General features: G+C 32.9%; 17 protein-coding genes, 1 tRNA gene, 3 rRNA genes and 1 pseudogene. 7 read left to right on the top strand and 15 right to left on the bottom strand.

The genetic code is table 11. The annotated features are described in order from the left end of the window. Window positions 1-198: 198 nt before the first annotated feature. The 7 genes from J5A73_RS10335 to glmU all read right to left on the bottom strand — a co-directional run bounded on the left by J5A73_RS10335 (window position 199) and on the right by glmU (window position 5,645). Entirely contained in the window at window positions 199-675 is a 477-nt protein-coding gene (locus J5A73_RS10335) for an SDR family oxidoreductase (RefSeq protein ID WP_256438642.1), read from the bottom strand. 11 nt (window positions 676-686) lie between these two features. After that, window positions 687-848, bottom strand: a complete 162-nt coding sequence (locus J5A73_RS10720) for an SDR family NAD(P)-dependent oxidoreductase (protein WP_256438641.1) — start codon at window positions 846-848, stop codon at window positions 687-689. A 67-nt stretch (window positions 849-915) separates the two neighbouring features. Further along, window positions 916-2,073 (bottom strand): GspE/PulE family protein, encoded by a 1,158-nt coding sequence (locus J5A73_RS10330; RefSeq protein ID WP_211615510.1) that lies wholly within the window; start codon window positions 2,071-2,073, stop codon window positions 916-918. A 49-nt stretch (window positions 2,074-2,122) separates the two neighbouring features. Then, on the bottom strand, window positions 2,123-2,599 hold the full coding sequence (locus J5A73_RS10325) for a viral A-type inclusion protein (RefSeq protein WP_211615508.1): 477 nt from the start codon (window positions 2,597-2,599) through the stop codon (window positions 2,123-2,125). 44 nt (window positions 2,600-2,643) lie between these two features. Next, entirely contained in the window at window positions 2,644-3,279 is a 636-nt protein-coding gene (locus J5A73_RS10320) for an L-threonylcarbamoyladenylate synthase (protein WP_211615506.1), read from the bottom strand. Window positions 3,280-3,282: 3 nt separating this feature from the next. Next, entirely contained in the window at window positions 3,283-4,275 is a 993-nt protein-coding gene (locus J5A73_RS10315) for a ribose-phosphate pyrophosphokinase (RefSeq protein ID WP_211615504.1), read from the bottom strand. A 35-nt stretch (window positions 4,276-4,310) separates the two neighbouring features. After that, complete coding sequence (glmU, locus tag J5A73_RS10310) at window positions 4,311-5,645, bottom strand: bifunctional UDP-N-acetylglucosamine diphosphorylase/glucosamine-1-phosphate N-acetyltransferase GlmU (RefSeq protein WP_211615502.1); 1,335 nt, start codon at window positions 5,643-5,645, stop codon at window positions 4,311-4,313. 302 nt (window positions 5,646-5,947) lie between these two features. Here glmU and J5A73_RS10305 point away from each other — a divergent pair, with 302 nt between their 5' ends. From J5A73_RS10305 to J5A73_RS10280, 7 genes are all read left to right on the top strand, one after another. Then, window positions 5,948-6,697, top strand: coding sequence for a TlyA family RNA methyltransferase (locus J5A73_RS10305; protein ID WP_211615499.1), 750 nt, complete (start codon window positions 5,948-5,950; stop codon window positions 6,695-6,697). A 44-nt stretch (window positions 6,698-6,741) separates the two neighbouring features. Beyond that, window positions 6,742-8,043: a S41 family peptidase gene (locus J5A73_RS10300; RefSeq protein WP_211615497.1), complete on the top strand. Its 1,302-nt coding sequence runs from the start codon at window positions 6,742-6,744 to the stop codon at window positions 8,041-8,043. A 92-nt stretch (window positions 8,044-8,135) separates the two neighbouring features. Beyond that, entirely contained in the window at window positions 8,136-8,831 is a 696-nt protein-coding gene (rsmI, locus tag J5A73_RS10295; protein ID WP_211615495.1) for a 16S rRNA (cytidine(1402)-2'-O)-methyltransferase, read from the top strand. A gap of 137 nt (window positions 8,832-8,968) precedes the next feature. Beyond that, window positions 8,969-9,838 carry a ribosome biogenesis GTPase YlqF gene (gene ylqF / locus J5A73_RS10290; RefSeq protein WP_211615493.1) on the top strand — a complete coding sequence of 290 codons (870 nt, stop codon included), beginning with the start codon at window positions 8,969-8,971 and terminating at the stop codon, window positions 9,836-9,838. 40 nt (window positions 9,839-9,878) lie between these two features. Continuing rightward, window positions 9,879-10,271 carry a glycosyltransferase gene (locus tag J5A73_RS10630; RefSeq protein WP_249069295.1) on the top strand — a complete coding sequence of 131 codons (393 nt, stop codon included), beginning with the start codon at window positions 9,879-9,881 and terminating at the stop codon, window positions 10,269-10,271. Window positions 10,272-10,288: 17 nt separating this feature from the next. Next, on the top strand, window positions 10,289-11,140 hold the full coding sequence (locus J5A73_RS10285; RefSeq protein ID WP_249069293.1) for a glycosyltransferase: 852 nt from the start codon (window positions 10,289-10,291) through the stop codon (window positions 11,138-11,140). Beyond that, window positions 11,034-12,074: a glycosyltransferase family 4 protein gene (locus tag J5A73_RS10280; RefSeq protein ID WP_249069291.1), complete on the top strand. Its 1,041-nt coding sequence runs from the start codon at window positions 11,034-11,036 to the stop codon at window positions 12,072-12,074. The genes J5A73_RS10285 and J5A73_RS10280 overlap by 107 nt, the downstream gene beginning before the upstream one ends. Window positions 12,075-12,128: 54 nt before the next feature. On the opposite strand, the pseudogene J5A73_RS10785 reads toward J5A73_RS10280, so the two are convergent. From J5A73_RS10785 to J5A73_RS10240, 8 genes and pseudogenes are all read right to left on the bottom strand, one after another. Further along, window positions 12,129-12,412 (bottom strand): annotated as a pseudogene (locus J5A73_RS10785) (chorismate mutase). Between the two features lie 25 nt (window positions 12,413-12,437). After that, on the bottom strand, window positions 12,438-13,673 hold the full coding sequence (locus tag J5A73_RS10270; RefSeq protein WP_211615491.1) for an aminopeptidase: 1,236 nt from the start codon (window positions 13,671-13,673) through the stop codon (window positions 12,438-12,440). 32 nt (window positions 13,674-13,705) lie between these two features. Then, on the bottom strand, window positions 13,706-14,731 hold the full coding sequence (gene galE, locus J5A73_RS10265; RefSeq protein WP_211615489.1) for a UDP-glucose 4-epimerase GalE: 1,026 nt from the start codon (window positions 14,729-14,731) through the stop codon (window positions 13,706-13,708). A gap of 261 nt (window positions 14,732-14,992) precedes the next feature. After that, window positions 14,993-15,069: transfer RNA gene (locus J5A73_RS10260), tRNA-Asn, on the bottom strand. 12 nt (window positions 15,070-15,081) lie between these two features. Continuing rightward, window positions 15,082-15,194, bottom strand: a 5S ribosomal RNA gene (gene rrf / locus J5A73_RS10255). A gap of 54 nt (window positions 15,195-15,248) precedes the next feature. Further along, a 23S ribosomal RNA gene (locus J5A73_RS10250) occupies window positions 15,249-18,152 on the bottom strand. A 112-nt stretch (window positions 18,153-18,264) separates the two neighbouring features. Then, a 16S ribosomal RNA gene (locus J5A73_RS10245) occupies window positions 18,265-19,775 on the bottom strand. Together the 16S, 23S and 5S rRNA genes with 1 tRNA gene alongside form the textbook arrangement of a ribosomal RNA operon. 316 nt (window positions 19,776-20,091) lie before the next feature. After that, window positions 20,092-23,712: an LPS-assembly protein LptD gene (locus J5A73_RS10240; RefSeq protein ID WP_249069286.1), complete on the bottom strand. Its 3,621-nt coding sequence runs from the start codon at window positions 23,710-23,712 to the stop codon at window positions 20,092-20,094. Between the last annotated feature and the right edge of the window lie 76 nt (window positions 23,713-23,788).

The raw sequence follows: 23,788 nt of genomic DNA, 5'->3' as shown, positions 1-23,788 counted from the left end.
TGTTTTTTTGATTTCTTATTTTTGATAACTTCTTTTCTAGGTTTTTTTAATTCTTTTATTTAATTTATTTATTTTGTTGAATTTTTTTTATTATTTTTAAAAGTAATTCTCTTGGAAATATTTTACTTGATAAAATTGAAAATTTGTTTAAATATCCTGGAACTATAATTTTTTTCCCCTTTTTAAAATCTCTAAAAGCTATTTTTGCAACTTTTTGGCGGACATTGTTTTTATCTTGTTGCTCCATTTTTTTACTTCTGACATTTTTTCAAATTCTGTAATTGTCGGTCCTGGACAAAGTGTGGAAACTTTTATATTAGTATTTTTTAATTCATATCTAATTCCTTCACTAAAAGATAGCACAAAACTTTTACTTGCATAATAGGTTGACATTAAAGGCCCGCCTGGTTGAAATGCTGCTGTTGAAGCAACATTTAAAATTGCACCTTCTTTCTGTGTTTTTATTTTATTTAAAAATATTTTTGTGAGTTTAACAATTGCTATCATATTTAAATTTAACATTTTTTCTATCTTTTTCATCTCTTCTTGCGATAATTCCAAAAAATTTCCATAAACTCCCATTCCTGCGTTATTTATTAAAATATCTATTTTTATATTTTCATTTTTTAACAAAAGAAACAATTTTTCTGGCGATTCACTTACAGAAAGATCCATTTTTATAATTTTTATTTGAATTTTGAAATTTTTTTTTCAATTTCACTTTTTAACCGTTTTAATTTTTCAATTCTTCTAGCAACTAAAACCAAATCATAATTATTTTTTGCATAAATTTTTGCCAACTCATAGCCAATTCCACTACTTGCTCCTGTTATTAAAACTGTTTCCATATATTTCCCCTCAATTGATGTAAACTACTCCCACTTATAGAAGTTTGAGACTTCTTGCTATCTTTTTTTAAAAATAAATATCTACATTATCTGTTTCCAAAATCAAATTTTTTTCTATTTTATTTTTTATGTCCTCATAAAAATCTATGAAACACTTTTCAAAATTATTTAAATTATTTTTTTCATTTAATTCTTTTAACTTATTTTTACATTCTATTCCTAAGTTATTATTTTTCAAAATATCTTTTACTCCATCATTTATCAAAAGCACTTCATTTATTGAAATTCTTCCACTATGTCCATTGTTACAATCGCTACATCCAGTGCCACTGCATTTTTGACATTTTTTTGACACCAATCTTTGACCAACCACACCTATCAAAGAATCTAATATCAAATATTTGGGAATTCCCATATCCACTAATCTTACAATTGTCGAAACAGCATCATTTGTATGAATTGTAGAAATGACTAAATGTCCAGTTAATGCAGCTCTTACCGCAATTTCTGCCGTCACTTCATCTCGAATTTCTGAAATAACTATGACATCTGGATCATTTCTCAAAGTTGCCTTTAAAACTTCTGCAAAAGTTACTCCAATTTCATTGTTTATCTGAACTTGCACTATTCCGTTTATTTTAATTTCTACAGGATCTTCCACAGTTATTATTTTTCTTTTTCCGTCATTGATTTTATTTATCATTGATTGAAGTGTAGTTGATTTTCCAGAACCAGTCGGACCACTCACTAAAACAAGTCCATGTTTTCTTTTCAAAATTTTTTTTAAAAGTTTTATGCTTTCTGGAAAAAATCCCAAAGTTTCCAATTTCACATTTTCTAAATAATTTTCTAAAATTCTAAGAACAACACTTTCACCGTAAAAAGTTGGCATATATGCAGCTCTTATATCATATCTCTTGTCTCTTAGTGAAATTGAAAAACTGCCATCCTGCGGCTTCCTTTTTTCTGCAACATTCATCTGTGACAATATTTTTATTCTGGAAATTATTTCCACAATATTTTTTTCCAATAAATTTTTGCTTATATTTTTGTATAAATTTGAGCTTTCTCTGAGATATCCGTCTTTTCGGTATTTTATTTCCATTCCCTCAACATTGTCATATTTTATGTGAATATCACTTGCATTTTCAAAAATTCCAATCTTTAAAATTTCGTTCACATAAGAAATGACACTTTTTGAAATTATATTATTTTTATTTTCCATAAAGTTCCCCCAAACCCTTTTATTAATATATTTCTTTTTTTATTTTTTTTTATTTCTTCTTAACTGCTTTTCCGTTTTTAACTTCTTCCAAAACAGTTTCTGTCTGTTTTTTCAGCGTCTTAAATAACCCTTTTTTTATCAAATTGTACCATTTTAATGTTGCAACTTGTGTATCAATTCCTTTTATTGTTTCATTTAGCTGCAACTTAAAAAAGTCTATTTCTTCGTAAGAAAATTTTACATCTTTTGTCTTTTCTTTTTTATTTTCTTTTGTAATTTTCACTTCTTTTTCCAAATAATTAAAAAAACTAAAAAGATTTGGTAATTGTTTTTCATATTGTGCCATCGCCTTTTTCATTTCTTCAATCATTTTTGAAACATAACCTCTCGACATTTTCGAAAAAGTTACAGTCACTCTTCTTTTTCCTTTTCCAATTTTTTGAACTAATTGCTGCATTTTAAATTGTGCTTTTTGATTAATCAAATCCATGTTGCTCACAGAATTAGGATTCATCACTTTTGCCATATTCTCTCCTTTTATTTTATTAAAATTCTAATTTAAAACTTTAATTAACAATCAAAATTTTTTTCTATTTCTTTAAATAAAATATTTCCTTGCCTAAGCAAAGTCAATTTCCCATCTTCATATTTTATAATTGTTGATGGCTTTCCTGTCAAATTTTCATTTTTTTTGTCAAAAACTACCGCATCTGATTTTTTTTGTATTTCCAAATCCAAATCCGAAATTTGAGAAACAGCACTTTTTCCAGAAATATTTGCACTTGTCGTAAGTAAAATTCCTCCAGCTTTTTCAATTAATTCCAAAGCCAGTTTATTTTTAGGAATTCTTATACCAATAGTTTCCATTTGTGCATCAAATTTATGTGTAAAATTTTTATTTGCACGAAAAATAACTGTCAGTTCTCCTGGCCAATATTTTTCCAATATTTTATTTATTTTTGACATATTTTCACAAGACTCCTGTACCAAATCTTTTAATATTTTTTTATCACTAATTAGTGCAATTATTTTTTTACTAAAATCTCTTTTTTTTATTTTATAAATTTTTTCAACAGGCTCTTTTTGCGGAAGAGCTCCGATTCCATAGACCGTGTCAGTTGGAAATACAACAACTCCTCCATTTTTTATAACTTGTATGATATTTTCTTGAATTATATTTTTTTTATTTTTTTTACTTTCTTCCATAACTTATTTTTTTTCTACAGACTCCACTGGCATTTCAAATAAATCACTGATCGCTTTACTTATCGCTATTCTCTTAATTGTTTCCGCAAACATTTTACTTGTTGTAAGTATTCTTAATTTATCAAATTTCTTATCTTCAGGAAGTTCAATACTATCTGTTATAACAACTTCTGTAAATGCTGATTCTTTCAATCTCTCAACTGCAGGTCCTGAAAATACTGCGTGAGTTGCACATCCATAAACTTCTGTCGCTCCTTTATCTATCAATGCTTGAGCCGCATTACAAATTGTTCCCGCTGTATCAATCATATCGTCAATTAAAATTGCTTTTTTACCTTTTACATCTCCAATTATATTCATAACTTCTGACACATTTGCTTTTGCTCTTCTTTTATCAATTATTGCAAGTGGTGTATGTAGCCAGTTTGCTAGACCTCTAGCTCTTTTTACTCCTCCCACATCAGGTGAAACTACAACTGTATCTTCTGGACTAAATCCATATTTTATAAAATGTTTTGCCAAAATTGGAAGTGCTTCCATATGGTCAACTGGAATGTCAAAAAATCCTTGAATTTGTCTTGCGTGTAAATCCATTGTAATAACTCTTGTTGCTCCTGCAACTGTAAGTAGATTTGCCACTAATTTTGATGTAATTGGCTCTCTTGGACTTGCTTTTCTATCTTGTCTAGCATATCCGTAATAAGGCATAACTGCTATGATTTCTCTAGCTGAAGCTCTTTTTAGTGCGTCAATAAATATTAAAAGTTCCATCAAACTTTCGTTTACTGGTTTTGAAGTTGATTGTACAACAAACACTTTACAACCTCTCACACTTTCATTTGATTTTACAAAAGTTTCTCCATCTGCAAATTTTACGATTTGAACTGAAGATAATTTCATATCCAAATAATTTGCTATTTTTTCAGCCAGTTTTTTACTTGAAGAACCCGCAAAGATTCTCATTTTCTCTTTGTCCTTCGTCGATAATGTTATCATTTTTTTCTCCTTCTTTCTTTTTTTTTGCTATAAAATTATTTTTTTTCTTTATTTACTTGTCTTGCTCTTCCAAACGCCAACATTTTATTTGGAACATCTTTTGTAATTACCGAACCTGCTGCTGTGAATACCTCATTTCCCATTGTAACAGGTGCTACAATTATCGAATTACTTCCAATAAATGAACCACTTCCAATAATTGTCTTATGTTTATTTTTTCCATCATAATTGCAAGTTATTGTTCCTGCGCCAATATTTGTATCTTCTCCGACTTGTGCATCTCCGATATAAGTTAAATGTCCAGATTTTACTCCTTTTTCAAGTGTCGCATTTTTAATTTCAACAAAATTTCCGACATGAACTGTTTCTTTTAAATGCGCTTTTGGTCTTAGATGTGCAAAAGGACCAATTGTTGCACTTTTTTCAACTACTGCACTCTCGATAACCGAACTTTCTATTCTCACATTATCTCCAATTGAAGAGTTTTCAATTCTTGTATTTGACAAAATTTCACAATTTTTTCCAATTTTTGTATTTCCTTGAATTACAACATTCGGATAAATTACAGTATCTTCGCCTATTTGTACTTCTTGTTCTATATATGTTGTTTTTGGATCAATTAAAATTACTCCGTTATCCATCAACTCAATATTTTTTCTCATTTTTAAAATTTCATTTGCCTGTGCAAGTTGAACTTTTGAATTTACTCCTAAAATTTCACTTTCGTCATCAATTATAAAACTATCCACATTGTAGTTTTCACTTGTCAAGATTTTTATAGCATCTGTCAAATAATATTCACCTTTGGAATTATTATTATCAATTTTTTGTATTGCATAAATTAGACTTTCATATTTGAAAATATAGACTCCTGTGTTTATTTCGTCTATTAATTTTTCTTCATTTGTAGCTTCTTTTTCTTCCACAATATTTGCAATTTTTCCATTTTCTTTAATAATTCTTCCGTATCCAAATGGATTTTTTACTTTACATGAAAGAACAACGCAGTCCAAATTTTTTTCTTCAAATACTTTTTTTAAATTTTTTAGCGTTTCTTCTTTTAACAGTGGCGTATCACCACAAGTTATTAAAACATCTTCTTTATATTTTTCGATTTTATCTTTCGCTATTAAAATCGCATGTCCTGTTCCAAGCTGTTCTTCTTGAGTTACATATTCTATATCTTTCATTTCTTTTAGTACAACTTCTTTTTTGTGACCCAGAATGAAAATATTTTTTGTAATCCCTGCATTTTCAATGACTTCGGTAACCAATTTTAACATTGGTTTTCCGTTTACTTTGTGCAAAACTTTTGGAATCGAAGACTTCATTCTTGTCCCTTTTCCAGCTGCCAAAATAACTGATAACATTTTTCCTCCTAAATTTCTAATATCTTATAAATATTTTTCTTTTTTTAATTATAACAATTTTTTTTATTTAATTCAAATTTTTTCAAAAAACTTCAAAAATATATAAAAATATGTTATAATGCTTTAATTAGCTAGAAATTTTAAAATATTTTTTTTGATCATTTTTACAAAATTTGTTGCATTTTTAATAATTTTACAATAATATAAAATAAATAAAAAATTAAGGAAAATATTTTATTATATAATGATTACTAATTCAAATATTTTATTTTTAGCAAAACAATTTTACAAAAGGGATAAAAATGAAGAAAAGACTGGATTTATTACTTGTTGAGAAAAATTTTTTTGAAACAAGAGAAAAAGCCAAAAGAGAAATTATGGCAGGAAATGTCATTGTCAATGAACAAAGCGTGACAAAAGCTGGGACGATGTTCAAAGATACGGATGAATTAAATATAAGAATTAAAGACAAACTAAAATATGTAAGCCGTGGCGGATTGAAATTAGAAAAAGCTATAAAAATATGGAATTTGGACTTTAAGGACAAACTTGTTTTGGACATTGGAGCTTCAACTGGCGGATTTACCGACTGCTCTTTGCAAAATGGTGCAAAACTGGTATTTAGCGTGGATGTTGGAAAAAATCAGCTGGATTGGAAATTAAGAAATAACGAAAAAGTTGTCTCAATGGAAGAGATGCACATAAAAGATTTAAAAGAAAGCGATTTAAAAGGTAAAAAAGTCGATTTTATCGTGATTGATGTGTCTTTTATTTCTCTTACAAAAGTCATACCATATTTCAAAAAATTTCTTTCAGAAAATGGAAAAATTATTATGCTTATAAAACCGCAATTTGAAGTGGGAAGAGAGAAAATTGGAAAAAACGGCGTTGTGGAAAACGAAGAATATCACGACGAAGCAATAAAAAAAATAATTTCTTTTTCTAAAGAATGCGGATACTCATTGGTTGGAGTTAAAGATTCACCAATAAAAGGGACAAAAGGAAATAAAGAATTTTTGATTTATTTAAAAAATTTAAAAATAATTAACTAGTTTATAAAATTTATTTTTTTATATAAAAAATTTTAGGAGGAAAAATGAAAAAAAATAAAATATTAAAAGTTGTTCTTGGAGTGGCACTTGTAAGTTTACCGCTAGCTGCTGCCACTGCGATTAAAACAGGTCAAATTGATAGATCAAATGACGCAAGTATTGCAAAAGATCAGACAGAACTTAACAGAATTGTGGATGTTATTAACATTGTCGAAAAAAGATTTGTTGGAAAAGAAGCTACACCTAGTAAAAAAGACCTTTATGAAGGAGCAGTTGCTGGAATTATCGGAAAATTAAACGATCCTTATTCTGAATATCTGTCGTCTGATGACTTAAAAGATTTTTCTGAAGATATGGATGGAGAATATGTTGGGGTTGGAATGACCATCAGCAAGAAAAAAGGAGAAGCACTAGAAGTTTTGGATCCATTTATCGGAAGTCCAGCTGAAAAAGTTGGAATAAAACCAAAAGATAAAATTACAAAAGTTGACGGAAAAGATATTTTGCCACTGACTGCAAATGAAACAGTGAAATTACTAAAAGGAAAAGAAAATTCAAAAGTCGAAGTTGAAGTGACAAGAGCTGGAAAAAAAGAGCCATTTAAAGTTACTATGACAAGATCTAAAATTAAACTTGAAATGGTTGAGAGTAAAATGCTTGACAACAAAATCGGTTATGTAAGTTTAATTAGATTTGGAAACAATGTTGGACACGAAGTTGAAAAAGCTATCAAAAACTTACAAAGTCAAGGAATGAAAGGTTTAATTTTTGACTTGAGATCTAATCCAGGTGGAAGTTTGACTGAAGCTCAAGATATTACTTCACTTTTTGTAAAAGAAAACTTAATTGTATATCTAAAAGATAAAAATGGTTCTCAAAAGAATTACAACAGAACACTAAACTATTTAGGAGATTTTCCACTAATTGTACTTACAAATAAAAATAGTGCTTCTGCTTCAGAAATTGTTACAGGTGCGCTAAAAGATTACAAACGAGCTACAATTGTTGGAGATAAAACTTTTGGAAAAGGAATTGTGCAACAAGTTATACCGCTTCCAGCAACAAACGATGCGATAAAACTTACTATTGCTCAATATTTCACACCTAAAGGAAATTACATTCACGAAAAAGGAATTGAACCTGATATAAAAATTGATATGGAAGAATTGCTTACACTAAAAGGTTACACAAACGAAAGTGAACAGGCGAAAAAAAATCGTGAAAAAGAAATCGAAGAAATAATTAAAAAAGACAAAGGTGACGCTGAAGCTAAAAAAATAATTTCAGCTGGAGATGTTCAATTAAAAAGAGCAATTGAAGAAATGAATAAAAAAATTAAAAAATAAAAAAATTTAAAAAAAACAAAAGAAAAAATTAAATATTAAAAAAAATAAATAAAATAAAAAAGAAAAAAAAACAAAAAAAGGAAGTAAAAATTATGTTTTATGTTGTTGGTACACCAATTGGAAATTTAGAAGATTTGACTTTTCGAGCTAAAAAAGTGTTAGAAGAAGTCGATTATATCTTTGCTGAAGATACGAGAGTTACAAAAAGACTGCTTTCACATTATGAAATAGAAAAAACGGTGTACCAATATCATGAACACAATAAGTTACACCAAATTCAAAATGTAATAAATTTATTAAAAGACAATAAAAATATTGCATTAGTTACTGATGCTGGAACTCCTTGCATTTCAGACCCTGGTTTTGAGTTAGTAAATGAAATTTTAAAAAATGACTTAAAAGTTGTGGGAATTCCAGGAGCTTCTTCAATTGTGACAGGAGCAAGTATTTCAGGCCTTGATATGAGAAGAATGGCTTATGAAGGATTTTTGCCGAAAAAAAAGGGAAGACAGACACTTTTTAATAAATTAAAAGATGAAGAGCGGACAATTGTCATTTTGGAATCACCAAATAGGATTTTAAAGACATTAAAAGATGTTAGAGAATATTTAGGTGAAAGATATGTTGTCATAACGAGAGAGCTTACAAAAATTTATGAAGAAATTATTAGAGGAAATGTTTCACAAATTATTGAAAAATTAGAAGAAAAGCCAATAAAAGGTGAAATTGTCTTGTTTATTCGAGCAATTAACGACGACGGAATTTATTTTAAAAATAAAGATAAATAAAAATTAAATACAAATTTTAAAATTTTTTTGCATTTTACTTTTTCATATATGCTCAAATCTGCTTTTGAGTATATAATAAAATTATTTATTTTACTTTAAATAATTTTATTATATAAATTTAAAAATTGGAGAAAAAAATGAATATAAACTGGTATCCAGGACATATGAAAAAAACAAAAGATTTGATAGTTGAAAATCTTAAATTGGTTGATATCGTGATAGAAATTTTAGATGCTAGAATTCCTATTGCAAGTAAAAATCCTGATATTTCAAAACTTGCCAAAAATAAAGAAAAGATTATTATTTTAAACAAAGTCGATTTGATTGACACAAAAGAATTAAAAAAGTGGGAAAACTATTTTATTTCTAATGACCTTTCAGAATATTTTGTAGCTTTGAGCTGCGAAAAAGGGACAAATTTTGGCGAACTGAGAAAAATTATTAATAAAATTTATGAAGCTAAACTTGAAAAGATGAAAAAAAAGGGACTTAGAAAAACTGTCGTTCGAGCAATGATAGTTGGAATTCCAAATGTCGGAAAATCACGATTTATAAATAAATTTGTAAACAAAAACAAAGCTCGTGTCGGAAATACTCCAGGTTTTACTCGTGGAAAACAATGGATAAGAATTGATGAAAAATTGGAACTTTTGGATACGCCAGGAGTTTTGTGGCCAAAATTTGAAGACGAAAATGTGGCTTATAATCTTGCAATTACTGGTTCAATTAAAGATAATGTGCTTCCAATAGAGCAAGTTACATTAAAATTTTTGGAAAAATTAAAAAAATTAAATAAAATTGAAAATTTGATAAAGTCGTATAATTTGGAAAAATATTTTGAAAATACTAATATTTATGAGATGGAAAATCACGAAATTTTGGGTATTTTGGAAACTAGGCTTGGAATTTCAAAAGCTGATGAACACGATTACAGCATTGTTTCTAAACGACTTTTAAAGGATTATCGAATGGGAAAAATAGGGAAATTTTTCTTGGAAGAATTTTAAATTTTTATTTAAAAAATAAAAAATAAAAGGAGTAAAGTTTATGAGAGTAGGTATATTTACTGATACATACAGACCGCAAGTGAACGGAGTTGTAAGCTCAATTACAACTCTTGAAAAAGAGCTTAGAAAAAAAGGACATAAAGTTTATATCATAACGACAACTGATCCCGAGGCAAAAGAAGTTGAACCCAATGTTTTAAGAATTCCAAGCATAGAGTTTAAACCTGCGCCACAATATAGATTAGGACTTGTCTATTCTGCAAAGATTATAAAAAAAATAAGCAAATTGGATCTTGATGTAATTCATTGCCAAACAGAATGGGGAGTTGGAACATTTGCAAGATTTGTTGCAACAAAACTTGAAATTCCATTAATTCACACTTATCACACCTTGTATGAATATTACGGACATTACATTTTGGAAATCACTTAAAAAATCAACGAAAAAAAGTGGCAGCTGCGATAAGTAAATTTTACTGTGAAAGATGTAACGAGTTAATTGTTCCTACAAGAAAAGTTGCTGTAATACTTAAATCTTATGGAATAAAAAAAGAGCCAAATATAATTCCAACTGGAATTTATGTCGATAAATTTTATCGTGAAAATTACACTGATGAAGACAGAGAATTTATAAGAGAAAGTTTTGGAGTTGAAAAAGACGACTTTTTGTGTGTCTATGTCGGAAGAGTGGCGCAAGAAAAAAGTATTGATGTGCTAATCGACATGTTTTCTAAAATTGCCGATCCAAAATGTAAATTTATGATTGTTGGAAAAAGTTACGGAGATACAGGCGATAAGTTAAAAGAACAAGCTAAAAAACTTGGAATTTTAGACAGAGTTATTTTCGTGGGAGAGGTTCCGCATGAAAAAGTTGCGATTTATTATCAAATTGGAGAAGTTTTTTTAAATGCGAGTATTTCAGAAACGCAAGGACTTACATTTGTCGAAGCTATGGTAGCAAAAGTACCTGTCAATGCAAGATACGACTTAAATTTGGAAGATTTACTTGTGGAAAACGAAGCTGGGCTTGTTTACAGAAATGAAGAAGAATTTATTAAAAATATAAAAAAATTAAAAGAAGATACAGAATTTAGAAAAAAAATGATAGAAAAAGCTTTTACAGTTTCTATGGATTATACAGCCGAAAATTTTGGAAACCGTGTGGAAGCACTTTATAAAAAAACGATAGAGGAGTATGATAGTAGTGAAAGTTTTACTTTATTCAGAGGGGAAAAATTCATTCAGCAAATCAGGCGTTGGGCAAGCCCTAAATCATCAGATAGAAGCCCTTGGAGAAAATGATGTCGAAGTTACATTAAATAAAGAGGATAGCTATGATTTAGTTCATATAAATACAATTGGAATAAAGTCTTATGAGATGTTAAAAGAAGCAAAAAAATTAAATAAACCTGTTATTTTTCATACTCATACAACTTATGAAGATTTTCGTGGAAGTATAAAAGGTAGTTATTTTCTGTCGCCAATAATAAAATTTTGGGCAAAAAAATTATACAATGCTGCCGATTATTTAATTTCTCCGTCAGAATATACCAAAAATTTGATAAAGTCTAAATATTTGGAAGAAGACAAAGAAATAAGAGTTATTTCAAATGGTGTAAATACAAAAAAATTTAAAAAAAGTGAAGAATTAAAGAAAAAATTTTTAGACGAATATAAAAATATTTATGACATAAAAAAACCGCTTATAATCACAGCAGGACTCCCTTTTGAGCGAAAAGGAATAAGAGATTTTGTAGAAATTGTAAATAAATGCAGCGATTATCAGTTTTTATGGTTTGGCTCGTCAAGTGTAAAATCAATGCTTCCAAAAAGAATTCAAGATATAATTGAAAATCCGCCCAAAAATTTGATTTTTCCAGGATATGTAGAAAAAGACATCTTAATTGGTGCTTTTAGTGCAGCAAAAGCATTTTTATTCACAACCTATGAAGAAAATGAAGGGATTGTCGTACTTGAAACTTTTTCAGCAGAACTTCCTTTGGTTGTAAGGGACATTCCCGTTTACAATGATTGGATTGAAGACGGCAAAAGTTGTTTTAAAGCTAAGGATAACGAAGAATTCTGTAAAAAAATAAAAAATATTGTGGAAAATAAAGTTGAAAATTTGGACGATATTATTAAAAATGCACATAATGTAGCTTGTGAGAGAGATTTAAAAATTATTGGAGCAAAATATAAAAAATATTATGAAGATGTGTTAAATAATTTTAAATAAAAATTTATAAAAAAAAAGAAACTCTTAAATTTAAAGCAGTTTCTTTTTTATTAACTATTTATTTTTTTCAAAAGTTTTCATTTCTTCACCAATAAAATAATTTATCATATCCCTGTAAATCAATTCCACAACATCTGGACTGCAATCATAAATTTTAGCCTTTTCCCTGACCTTTTTTATTATTTTCTCTACTCTATCAGCTGCTTTTACATCTGTTTTTGACTTTTTAAAATTGCTGCCTGTCTTACATAATCTGAACGCTCTGCAATTAATTTTATAATTTTATCATCTATACTATCGATATTTTCTCTTACTTCTTCCAAACTATTGCATTTCATAATATTATCTCCAAAATTTTAAAATTTAAAACGCCCAATTTCCTTTTCTAAATACAGGAACTCTAGTTCCATCTTCCAAAATTCCGTCAATATCCATTTCAGCATCACCAATCATAAAATCGACATGTGAAATTGATTGATTAATATGAGCTTTTATTAATTCTTCTTCTGTCATTTTTGTTCCATTTTTTACATTAGTCGGGTATGCAGCACCTAATGCTAAGTGGTTTGAGGCATTTTCGTCAAATAATGTTTGATAATAAAGAAATCCTGAATTTGAAATAGGCGAATCATTTGGCACAAGAGCAACTTCTCCTATTCTTCTCGAACCTTCATCAGTATCAAGCAACTGTTTCAAAATGTCGTAACCTTCTTCTGCTTCAAAATCTACAACTTTTCCATCTTTAAAAGTCAATTTGAATTTGTCAATAATGTTTCCTTGATACGAAAGTGGTTTTTTATTAGAAACATAACCATCTACACGATCTCGGTCTCCAGCTGTAAACACTTCCTCTGTCGGCATATTAGGCAAGAAATCAGCTCCTTTCGCATTAACACTTCCAGCTGCCACCCAAATATGATTTTTAGGAAGCCCAACTGTCAAATCAGTTCCTTTAGAAGTATAGTGAAGTGCCACGAAATTTTTGCTATTCAAAAATTCAGCTTTTTCATTCAAATTATTTCTATGTTCTTCCCAAGCCTTAACTGGATCAGCTTTATCAACTCTTACAGTTTTCAATATTGCATCAAGCAATTTTTCCTGTGCAACATCGGTATCTGTTTCGTCTGGGAATACAAGTTTTGCCCAATCTACTGAAGGATAACTTGCAATCGTCCATGAATTTACATCCGTCATAATACATGTTCTGTAATGTTTGTAGGCTTCTCCCGCATTTTTTGCCAATGCTCCTAATTTTTCTGGATCAATTCCTGCAAATAAATTTGGAGAACTACTTAAAATGTGGATAAACACTACATTATTATCAAGATAATCATTTCTCTCGTCAATCGCCCATTGAGGAATGTGAGAATAATCTTCTTTCGACTGGTATTCAGCATGAAGTCTCGACACTTTATCATCTGTCAATTTAACATGAACATCACTCGCTCCCTCTTTATAAGCTAATTCTGTAACTTTGTAAACCAATGGCAACGCATCAGTCGTACAATTTACCCAAACTTTCTGTCCTTTTTGAACATTTGCTCCAATTTTTACAATTACTTCTGCATATTTATTTAATTTTTCTTCAAAGTTGTTCATTTTATAGTTCCTTTCGATATTTTTTAAATAAATTAATCTTTAAATCCATTTGGATTTTTCTTTTGCCAATTCCAAGAATCACGGCACATATCTTCAATTGTATATTTTGCTTCCCAATTTAATAATTTTTTAGCTTTTGAAGCATCTGCATAACAGACTGCAATATCTCCAGCTCTTCTTCCGTCAATCACATAAGGAATTTCTTTTCCAACAGCTTTTTCAAAATTACTTAAAATTTCAAGAACGCTGTAACCTTTTTCACTTCCTAAATTTATCGCATCAAAACCAAGATTTTCATTATTAAATAAATAATTTAATGCTGCTGAATGTCCTGCCGCCAAATCATTCACATGAATGAAATCTCTTATGCAAGTTCCATCTGGAGTATCATAATCATTTCCAAAAATATGTAATTTTTCCAATTTTCCAACTGCAACTTGAGTTATATAAGGTGAAAGATTGTTTGGAATTCCGTTTGGATCTTCTCCAATTCTTCCGCTTTCATGAGCACCTAATGGATTGAAATATCTAAGAGCAATTATATTCCAAGTATTGTCAGATTTTGCCAAATCCATTAAAATATGTTCGATTATTACTTTTGTACGTCCATAAGGATTTGTAACTTCTCCCATTGGATCAGTTTCTACAAAAGGTACTTTTTCAGAAACACCGTAAACAGTAGCTGATGAACTAAATACGATATTTTTTACATTAAATTCTTTCATTACTTCAAGTAAAGTAATCATTCCAAATAAATTGTTATCATAATACATTAGTGGTTTTTCTACAGATTCACCCACTGCCTTAAATCCTGCAAAATTAATAACTGCGTCAATTTTATTTTCTCTAAAAATTTTTCTCAAACCTTCTTTATTCTTTATATCCATTTCATAAAAATTTATTTTTTCTCCAGAAACTTCTTCTAAAATTGTAATAACTTTTTTGCTAGAATTACTAAAATCATCCACTATAATAGGATTAAATCCTTTTTTAATCAAATCTAACACAGTGTGCGAACCGATATATCCTGCTCCACCAGGAACTAAAATAGTTTTCATATCTTCCCTTCTTTCTTAAAAATAAATATCGCAAATCACTACAATATTTTTTTCACATTTAAATATCTCATATTCCGTTATTTTAAAAATTCACTAAAGTATACTTTATATAAATAAATAAATTTCTAACTTTTTTAATTTATTATATTTAATCTTATCATAACTAAAAATTTTTTTCAAGTGAATAAAATTAAAAGATAAATAGAATTCAATAAAAAGAAATGACAAAATATAGGATTGGAATTTTTTAAGACAAAAAAATGGCGTCCCCGGTTGGACTCGAACCAACGACCCTCTGATTAACAGTCAGATGCTCTAACCAGCTGAGCTACGGAGACGCAAAAGAAAAAGTTTGGCGACTACCTATTTTCCCTAGTACGGACTAAGTATCGTAGGCGTAAGCAGACTTAACTTCCGGGTTCGAGATGTAACCGGGTGTATCCCTGCTGCAATGGTCACCAAACAAGTAATTAAATGTCAAAAGACAATGAGAAATAAATAGTAGGCAAGTAAAAGATTAAAAAAGCTTAAGTAATATTAGTACTGGTCAACTGAATGCATTGCTGCACTTACATCTCCAGCCTATCGACCACATAGTCTCTGTGGATACTGTGAATACTCATCTTAAAGGGGGTTTCTCGCTTAGATGCTTTCAGCGATTATCCTGACCAAACGTGACTACTCAGCCGTGCCACTGGCGTGACAACTGATACATCAGAGGTTTGTCCATCCCGGTCCTCTCGTACTAAGGACAGAACTTTTCAGTATTCAAGCGCCTGCAGTGGATAGGGACCGAACTGTCTCACGACGTTCTGAACCCAGCTCGCGTGCCTCTTTAATGGGCGAACAGCCCAACCCTTGGGACCTTCTCCAGCCCCAGGATGAGACGAGCCGACATCGAGGTGCCAAACACTTCCGTCGATATGGACTCTTGGGAAGTATCAGCCTGTTATCCCCGGGGTAGCTTTTATCCGTTGAGCGACGGCCCTTCCATGAGGGACCGCCGGATCACTAACTCCTACTTTCGTACCTGCTCGACCCGTCGGTCTTGCAGTCAAGCTCCCTTATGCGTTTGCACTCGAAGGTTGATTTCCATCCAACCTGAGGGAACCTTTGAACGCCTCCGTTACTCTTTTGGAGGCGACCGCCCCAGTCAAACTGCCCACCTAGCACTGTCTCCGCAAGCGGATTAGAATTTCGACAACATATGGTTGGTATTCCAACAGCGACTCAGAAAAGACTGACGCCTTAACTTCGAAGTCTCCCAACTATCCTATACACACATTGCCAAAACCCAATGCCAAGCTACAGTAAAGCTCCACGGGGTCTTTCCGTCCTACTGCAGGTAGCCGGTATCTTCACCGGCATTACAACTTCACCAGGTCTCCAGCCAAGACAGCTCTCAAATCATTTCACCATTCGTGCAGGTCGGAACTTACCCGACAAGGAATTTCGCTACCTTAGGACCGTTATAGTTACGGCCGCCGTTCACCGGGGCTTCAAATTGGAGCTCTCACTCCTCCTCTTAACCTTCCGGCACTGGGCAGGTGTCAGCCCATATACGTCGCCTTTCAGCTTAGCATAGACCTGTGTTTTTGGTAAACAGTTGCTTGAGACTCTTCACTGCGGCCTGTTTCCCCTGGGAGTGTTTCTCTCTTTAGGTATATCAGGCACCCCTTCTCCCGAAGTTACGGGGCTATTTTGCAGAGTTCCTTAGCTAGAGTTATCCTGTCGGCCTTAAGTTTCTCACTCTGTCCACCTGTGTCGGTTTAGGGTACGGGCACTAACGAGTCTTGTTAGAAGTTTTTCTTGGCAGTGTAGGATCTGTGACTTATGCAAAAGCACTTACCCATCAGGTCTCACCTATAGACACGCGGATTTACCTGCGTGTCCAAGCTACGCCCTTAGAAAGGCTAATCCGACAGCCTTCTCACATACCTTACTGCGTCACTCCATCACTCAAACGACTGATAGTGGTATAGGAATATTAACCTATTTACCATTCGCAATCACATCTCTGCTTACGCTTAGGTCCCGACTTCCCCGGGGCGGACGAACCTTCCCCCGGAAACCTTGGACTTCCGGCCGGAGGGATTCTCGCCCTCCTTCTCGCTACTCATTCCTGCATTCTCGCTTCTGATGTCTCCAGCCGGCCTTACAGCCGGCCTTCATAGACCTACAGAACGCTCTCCTACCAAGCGGCAAAACCGCTTCCACAGCTTCGGTTTATGTCTTTAGCCCCGTTACATCTTCGGCGCAGATACTCTCGACCAGTGAGCTATTACGCACTCTTTTAAGGAATGGCTGCTTCTAAGCCAACCTCCTGGTTGTCTGTGAATATCCACCTCCTTTCCCACTTAGACATAATTAGGGACCTTAGCTGGTGGTCTGGGCTGTTTCCCTTTTGTCCGCGGACCTTATCATCCACGGACTCACTCCGAATCAGTAATAAATGGTATTCGTAGTTTGCTTGATTTCGGTAAGCAATATGCCCCCTAGATCATACAGTGCTCTACCCCCAGATATCTAAAATTCAGGCTGCACCTAAATGCATTTCGGAGAGAACGGGCTATTTCCTAGTTCGATTGGCTTTTCACCCCTAGACCTATCTCATCTCCCAACTTTTCAACGGCGGTGAGTTCGGCCCTCCACTGAGTCTTACCTCAGCTTCAGCCTGGACAGGCCTAGATCACTAGGTTTCGCGTCTATGACTAGCGACTGAGACGCCCTATTAAGACTTGGTTTCCCTTCGGCTTCATTAATTAACCTTGCCACTAATCATAACTCGCAGGATGATTAACCAAAATCCACGCAGTCACCCCGAAGGGCTCCTACCGTTTGTAAGCACACGGTTTCAAATTCTATTTCACTCCCTTGCACAGGGTTCTTTTCACCTTTCCCTCACGGTACTCTTCACTATCGGTCAATAACAGTATTTAGCCTTGCGTGATATGGTCCACGCGGATTCACGCCAAATTCCTCGTGCTTGACGCTACTCGGGAGTTTCAAGTCATAGCATAGCATATACATGATACAGGACTATCACCTTCTATGGTTCAGCTTTCCATCTGATTCTACTTACTGCTAGACTACTTAGACATTATGGCATCAGTCGTATGAAATCCCACAACCCCGTACCGGCAACGCTGCCAGCTTGGCACCGGTACGGTTTAGGCTTATCCCAGTTCGCTCGCCGCTACTTAGGGAATCGTTTTTACTTTCTTTTCCTCCTGTTACTTAGATGTTTCAGTTCGCAGGCTTACCACTTTCGTGCATACTCTTCAAGTATGCGGGTTGCCCCATTCGGAGATTCAGGTGTCATTGATTATGTGCATCTCGACCTGACTTATCGCAGCTTATCACGTCCTTCATCGGCTGTTATTACCTAGGCATCCTCCGTGTGCCCTTAATTAGCTTTTTTTTATTAACAGAATAATCTATTTTGTTGTAATCTTTTACCTACTATTCATTTCCCATTGTCCTTAAAAGGAAAAACTACAAAGAAGAAGAAGTGTAAGAAAAACTCTCCTTAGAAAGGAGGTGATCCATCCGCACCTTCCGGTACGGATACCTTGTTACGACTTCACCCCAATCACTATTCACACCTTAGATACCTTCTTCCGAAAGGTTAGACCGGCAGCTTCAGGTGCAAACAACTCTCGTGGTGTGACGGGCGGTGTGTACAAGACCCGAGAACGTATTCACCGCGGCATTGCTGATCCGCGATTACTAGCGATTCCAACTTCATGAAGTCGAGTTGCAGACTTCAATCCGAACTTGGACTGGCTTTAGAGGTTAGCTAAGCATTGCTGCATTGCGGCTCTCTGTACCAGCCATTGTAGCACGTGTGTAGCCCAGATCATAAGGGGCATGATGACTTGACGTCATCCCCACCTTCCTCCTGCTCTTCGCAGGCAGTCTCGCTAGAGTCCCCAACTTAATGATGGCAACTAGCGATAGGGGTTGCGCTCGTTGCGGGACTTAACCCAACATCTCACGACACGAGCTGTCGACAGCCATGCACCACCTGTCACTCGGTTCCCGAGGGCACGGTGATGTTTCCATCACCTTCCGAGGATGTCAAGATCTGGTAAGGTTCCTCGCGTTGCGTCGAATTAAACCACATGCTCCACCGCTTGTGCGGGTCCCCGTCAATTCCTTTGAGTTTCAGCCTTGCGGCCGTACTCCCCAGGCGGATTACTTATCGCATTAACTTCGGCACGGACACTCTTCATGCCCACACCCAGTAATCATCGTTTACAGCTAGGACTACCAGGGTATCTAATCCTGTTCGCTCCCCTAGCTTTCGCACTTCAGCGTCAGTTATCGTCCAGTGAACTATCTTCATCATCGGCATTCCTACACATATCTACGAATTTCACCTCTACTCGTGTAGTTCCGTCCACCTCTCCAATACTCTAGCCAGGTAGTTTCCAAGGCAAGCTGCTGGTTGAGCCGGCAGTTTTCACCTCGGACTTATCTGGCCGCCTAGATGCCCTTTATGCCCAATAATTCCGGATAACGCTCGCGACATACGTATTACCGCGGCTGCTGGCACGTATTTAGCCGTCGCTTCTTCTGCAGGTACAGTCACTTTCTTCCTCCCTGCTGAAAGCACTTTACGATCCGAAAACCTTCTTCGTGCACACAGAATTGCTGGATCAGGGTTGCCCCCATTGTCCAATATTCCCCACTGCTGCCTCCCGTAGGAGTAAGGGCCGTATCTCAGTCCCCTTGTGGCCGTCCACCCTCTCAGGCCGGCTACCTATCATCGCCTTGGTAAGCCGTTACCTTACCAACTAGCTAATAGGACGCAAAGCTCTCAAATGGCATCTCTTTTCATAAACTCACTATGCAGCAAGTTCATAATATCCGGTCTTATCAGCCGTTTCCAGCTGTTATCCCAGTCCATTCGGCAAGTTCTTTACGCGTTACTCACCCGTCCGCCATGGTTTCACGGTGCAAGCACCGCTTCCCCATCGACTTGCATGTGTTAAGCATTCTGTCAGCGTTCATCCTGAGCCAGGATCAAACTCTTCATTCAATAATATATTTCTATATCTTTTTTTCACCTTTTATTCATTGACGAGATTTATTGCTAAATCTTGACTTGCTTTTTATCTATCACACTACTTTTTCTTCTTCTTTTTTCATTGTCCTTTATGTCGACTCTTTTCTTATCGACGAAATATATTATATCAAAAAAAAATTTTGTTGTCAACACTTTTTTTGAAAATTTTTTGTTTTTTTTTCAATAATTATATTTTTTTGTTCTTGATACAATAAATAAAAAGATTTTTTATATTAATTTTGAAAAAATAAAAAAAGAACTATTTTTATTAAATAATTCTTTTCTTTTTTTATAATCCTGCTCCAAATTCTACGCCTTTTCCAGAATAATTAAATTGAATATTTTTTTCTGGGAACGGTGTTATTCCAAATTTTAATGAAATAACTGGATAATAACCTAATTTTTTGTTACTTGGTTTATCCCATTTCATTCCTGCGCCTATTTCCCATTCAGCATTCTCAAAACTGTGACTTAATGTTGCCATTCCAAGCGTGATTTTGTTTACTTTCTTGGCATACCAAGAACTTTCGTATATTTCAGGATCTGAAGCTTTTGGTGCTCCATTTTGAACATACTGCAGTTTTCCACCTATCCACCACGGTTTGTCTGGATCTTTTGAGAACATATATTTTGATTCAAATTCGTGTCTTCTGAAGTCAAAAGTACTATTTCTTGAAGGATCTCTTCTGTAAATTCTGTCAGGTCTTTCCATTACAAATGCATATCTGACAAAAAATTTATCTAAATATCCTGTTTCAACTTTAAAACTTAAATCATTTATTTTGTTAAAACCTTTCATTCCACTTGGATTTTCGGCATCAGAACCGTCGACTTGCATATCCATTCCTATCTGAAAATATTTTTTTTGACTTCTTAAACTTTGTAATTTTTTATTAAAGTCATTTAAGCTAAATTTATTTTGTCGATAATTTTCCTCTTCAACATAACTTTTATACGCTTCTTCTTCTTCGCTGCTTAAAAATAATCTATTTTCATCATTATTTACTGCGATTTTTCCAACTATATCTTTATTTGTATTTTCAATAGAAAAATTTTGTGTATTCGAATCTTTTACAGTATTTGAATTTTGTATTTGTGTTTCCAATTCTTTTGTATCAAGACTTCCCAAATCTATTTCTTCTATTTTTTTGTCTTCGTCTTCCACATCCGCTAAATATCTAGGTTTTGCATCATTCTCGTATCTGTATAAAAAACCAAATGTCGTGTAGTCATTTCCGCGAATATATTTATCGTCTAAAGCATTTGTAGGTGTATTTTTCACATCTCTGTAGATTTTTTTACCAAAACCAATATTTATCCTAAAATAATGATCCGATTCAAATTTTTTATCTTTCATTTTTTTTGTATCATAAACAAATCCTAGTCTGTGATAATTTGTCTTTAGTTTTAATGCTGGAGAACCAAATGTCGCTGTATTTCCATAAATGTCGTTCGCTTTTGAAATTAAATTTGTATATTCAAATCCCCATTCGTTGAAATTTACTCCAAATGTTCGCTCTTTTAAAGATTCCTTATAAATCTTTTGATTCCATCCAAGACTTGTATTAAATGGAAAAATTTGCTTATTCTTGTCTGAAAATTTGTACAAAAAATTATCTCCGTTATTTGACAAAAATCCATATTGAACTTCTCTGTTAAAATCCCTTTTGGATTTAAAATGTTTAAATTCATACTCATCATTACTTTCCAAATCAAAACTTACAAATCTTTTTCCAGCTATATCAGCTTTAAAATAGTTTCTTACATATCTATTTTTAAGCCAATGATCCCTAAAATGTCTGTCGTTTCTCAAATTCAAATTGTAATTAAATGTGACATTTCCAATTTGATAAATAAAATTATTTCCAAAACCTAGAGCATTTGTTGGAATTTCAATGATGTCGTAGTCACCATACATTGCGCTGTTTGAATCTGTTCTTTGAACTGTAACCGTTGCATCATTTGTCACTTTTATATCATATTTATTATTTTTTTTGTATGTATTGTCAAAAAGTGTTGTAAACAGTCTTGTATCCATCGTAAAAATATTCATCGAAGGAGTTTGTCTTATCGTATTTCCACTTGCATTAGTTGCAACTTCATATCCAGTTGTAGAGTTTAGATCTTCCACTTTTCTTCCATTTTTAAATTTAGGAACTGCAACACTGTTGTAATCACGATTTTCAAATCCCATATTAAATCCGACAAATGAATCTTTTAGTGGTAATTCAATTCTGTCATTTCCAACATTAAATTTTTGACTTCTATATTTTTCATAAATAATTTTTTTTGCTCTTCTAATTGTCTCATTATCTTCGTATACTTTATAAATTCTACTCTCATCATTTGTTGAACTATTTAAAAATAGACTGTTGTAATTTTCATTATCTCTTGTATAATCATAATCATATTCTTTTCTCTGCACATCAACCTGTTTAACTTGCGCACCAAAATATAAATTATTTGAGAAATTTTGGTAGCTTGTTCTTGGTTCATATCCAAAAAATTCATATTTTTGAAAAGGATAATATCTTCCAAAAGTTAGTCCCCACTCTTCCCTTTTGTCATAAGCCGTCTTTTGAACCCAGTGAATTGTACTGTCGTTCCCACGATCTCTCATTCCAAGCAATTCACCGTATTCATCGTTATCTGAGTTAAGATAGTCCAATTTTATCTTAGGACCTTTAAAATTAATTCCGTAATTTCTTTTTTTCCTGTAGGAATTTAAATCCCCAACATACCCTGGATTTATATCTCTAAAATCTTCGTTGTCAACTGTAATTTCCACATCTTTGTTTCCATTTGTATATCTTATACTTTTATATAAATCAACATCGGTTCTTCTTGGGTCAAGACTGTCATCTTTCATAATTTTGTCGTTTATGTCAGTTAAGGCTTTTAATGCCTTTTTATCTTGCGTCCAGTAATATTTAATGTTTAATTCCCCATTTTGTCCCAATTCCTGATTTACACTTGCATCCCAAAATCCGATGTGCTTATATTTATCGACAAATGCTGTATAATCGTCTTTTAACTTAGAACCGTCAACTGCATACATCAAATTTGGCGTAATATTTTGATAATTTATGTTCCAAATTCCATATCCCGCATCATAAAATTTTCTGTCTTCTTTTGCTTTTTTAGGAGTATTTCTGACTCTGTGAGTCACACGAAAATCCCATTCTTTTTTATGATTTCCAATTGGTACAACAAACCTGTTTATAAAAATATTTCCCGAGTTATTTCCCCAAAATGAATAGTCATTTGAAAATTTTAGTGCCAGTTTTTGCTTTGTACTTAATTCAAAATCGACAAATCCTTGTGCAAGTGGTCCTAAATCATAGTCAAATCCCATTATTCCAAACAGTCCTCGGTCACTATCCTGTCCAACATATGGAAAAAGTGTCGCTCTTTGACTTGCAGGTTTTAATGAAGTCACATAATACGGCAATTTTAACCAAGTTTTTCCAGCAGCTATAACTTTTATATCCCTTGCAATAGCCTTTCTATTTGGATAAATTTCAAGTTCATTGGCTTCAATTTTATAATTTGGTTTTTCATAAGGACTCGTTGTGAACCATCCATTTTTTACTGTTATTTTTTTATTTCCTTCACTTAAAGTTTCCTGTCCACCATATCTAAGTTTCATGTTGGTGTCGTAACTCTCAGAATTATAAATTTTAGCTAACTTTGTATCCATATCAAAAATAAGGTTGTCCGCTTTAACTTTTTGTGAACCTTGAGTAAACTCCACATCTCCTGCACCTGTGATTATATTTCTATTTGGAAGTTTTTTTATGTTATCCGCTTTTATTTTTATATCTTTATATTTAACGGTAACATTTCCTTGCGTATTTATTTCTTCGGTATCTAAATTTATTCTTGAGCTCTGTGTTTCCAATTCTATCATTTCTGCTTGCAAATTTGCAAAAAATATAATATAAAACAGAAAAACAAAAAGCACTTTATATTTTAGTTTTTTCATA

The organism is Leptotrichia sp. oral taxon 218 (assembly GCF_018128225.1).
In the GTDB taxonomy this organism is placed as follows: Bacteria; Fusobacteriota; Fusobacteriia; order Fusobacteriales; family Leptotrichiaceae; genus Leptotrichia.
This window is presented reverse-complemented; position numbering and strand designations above follow the sequence as displayed.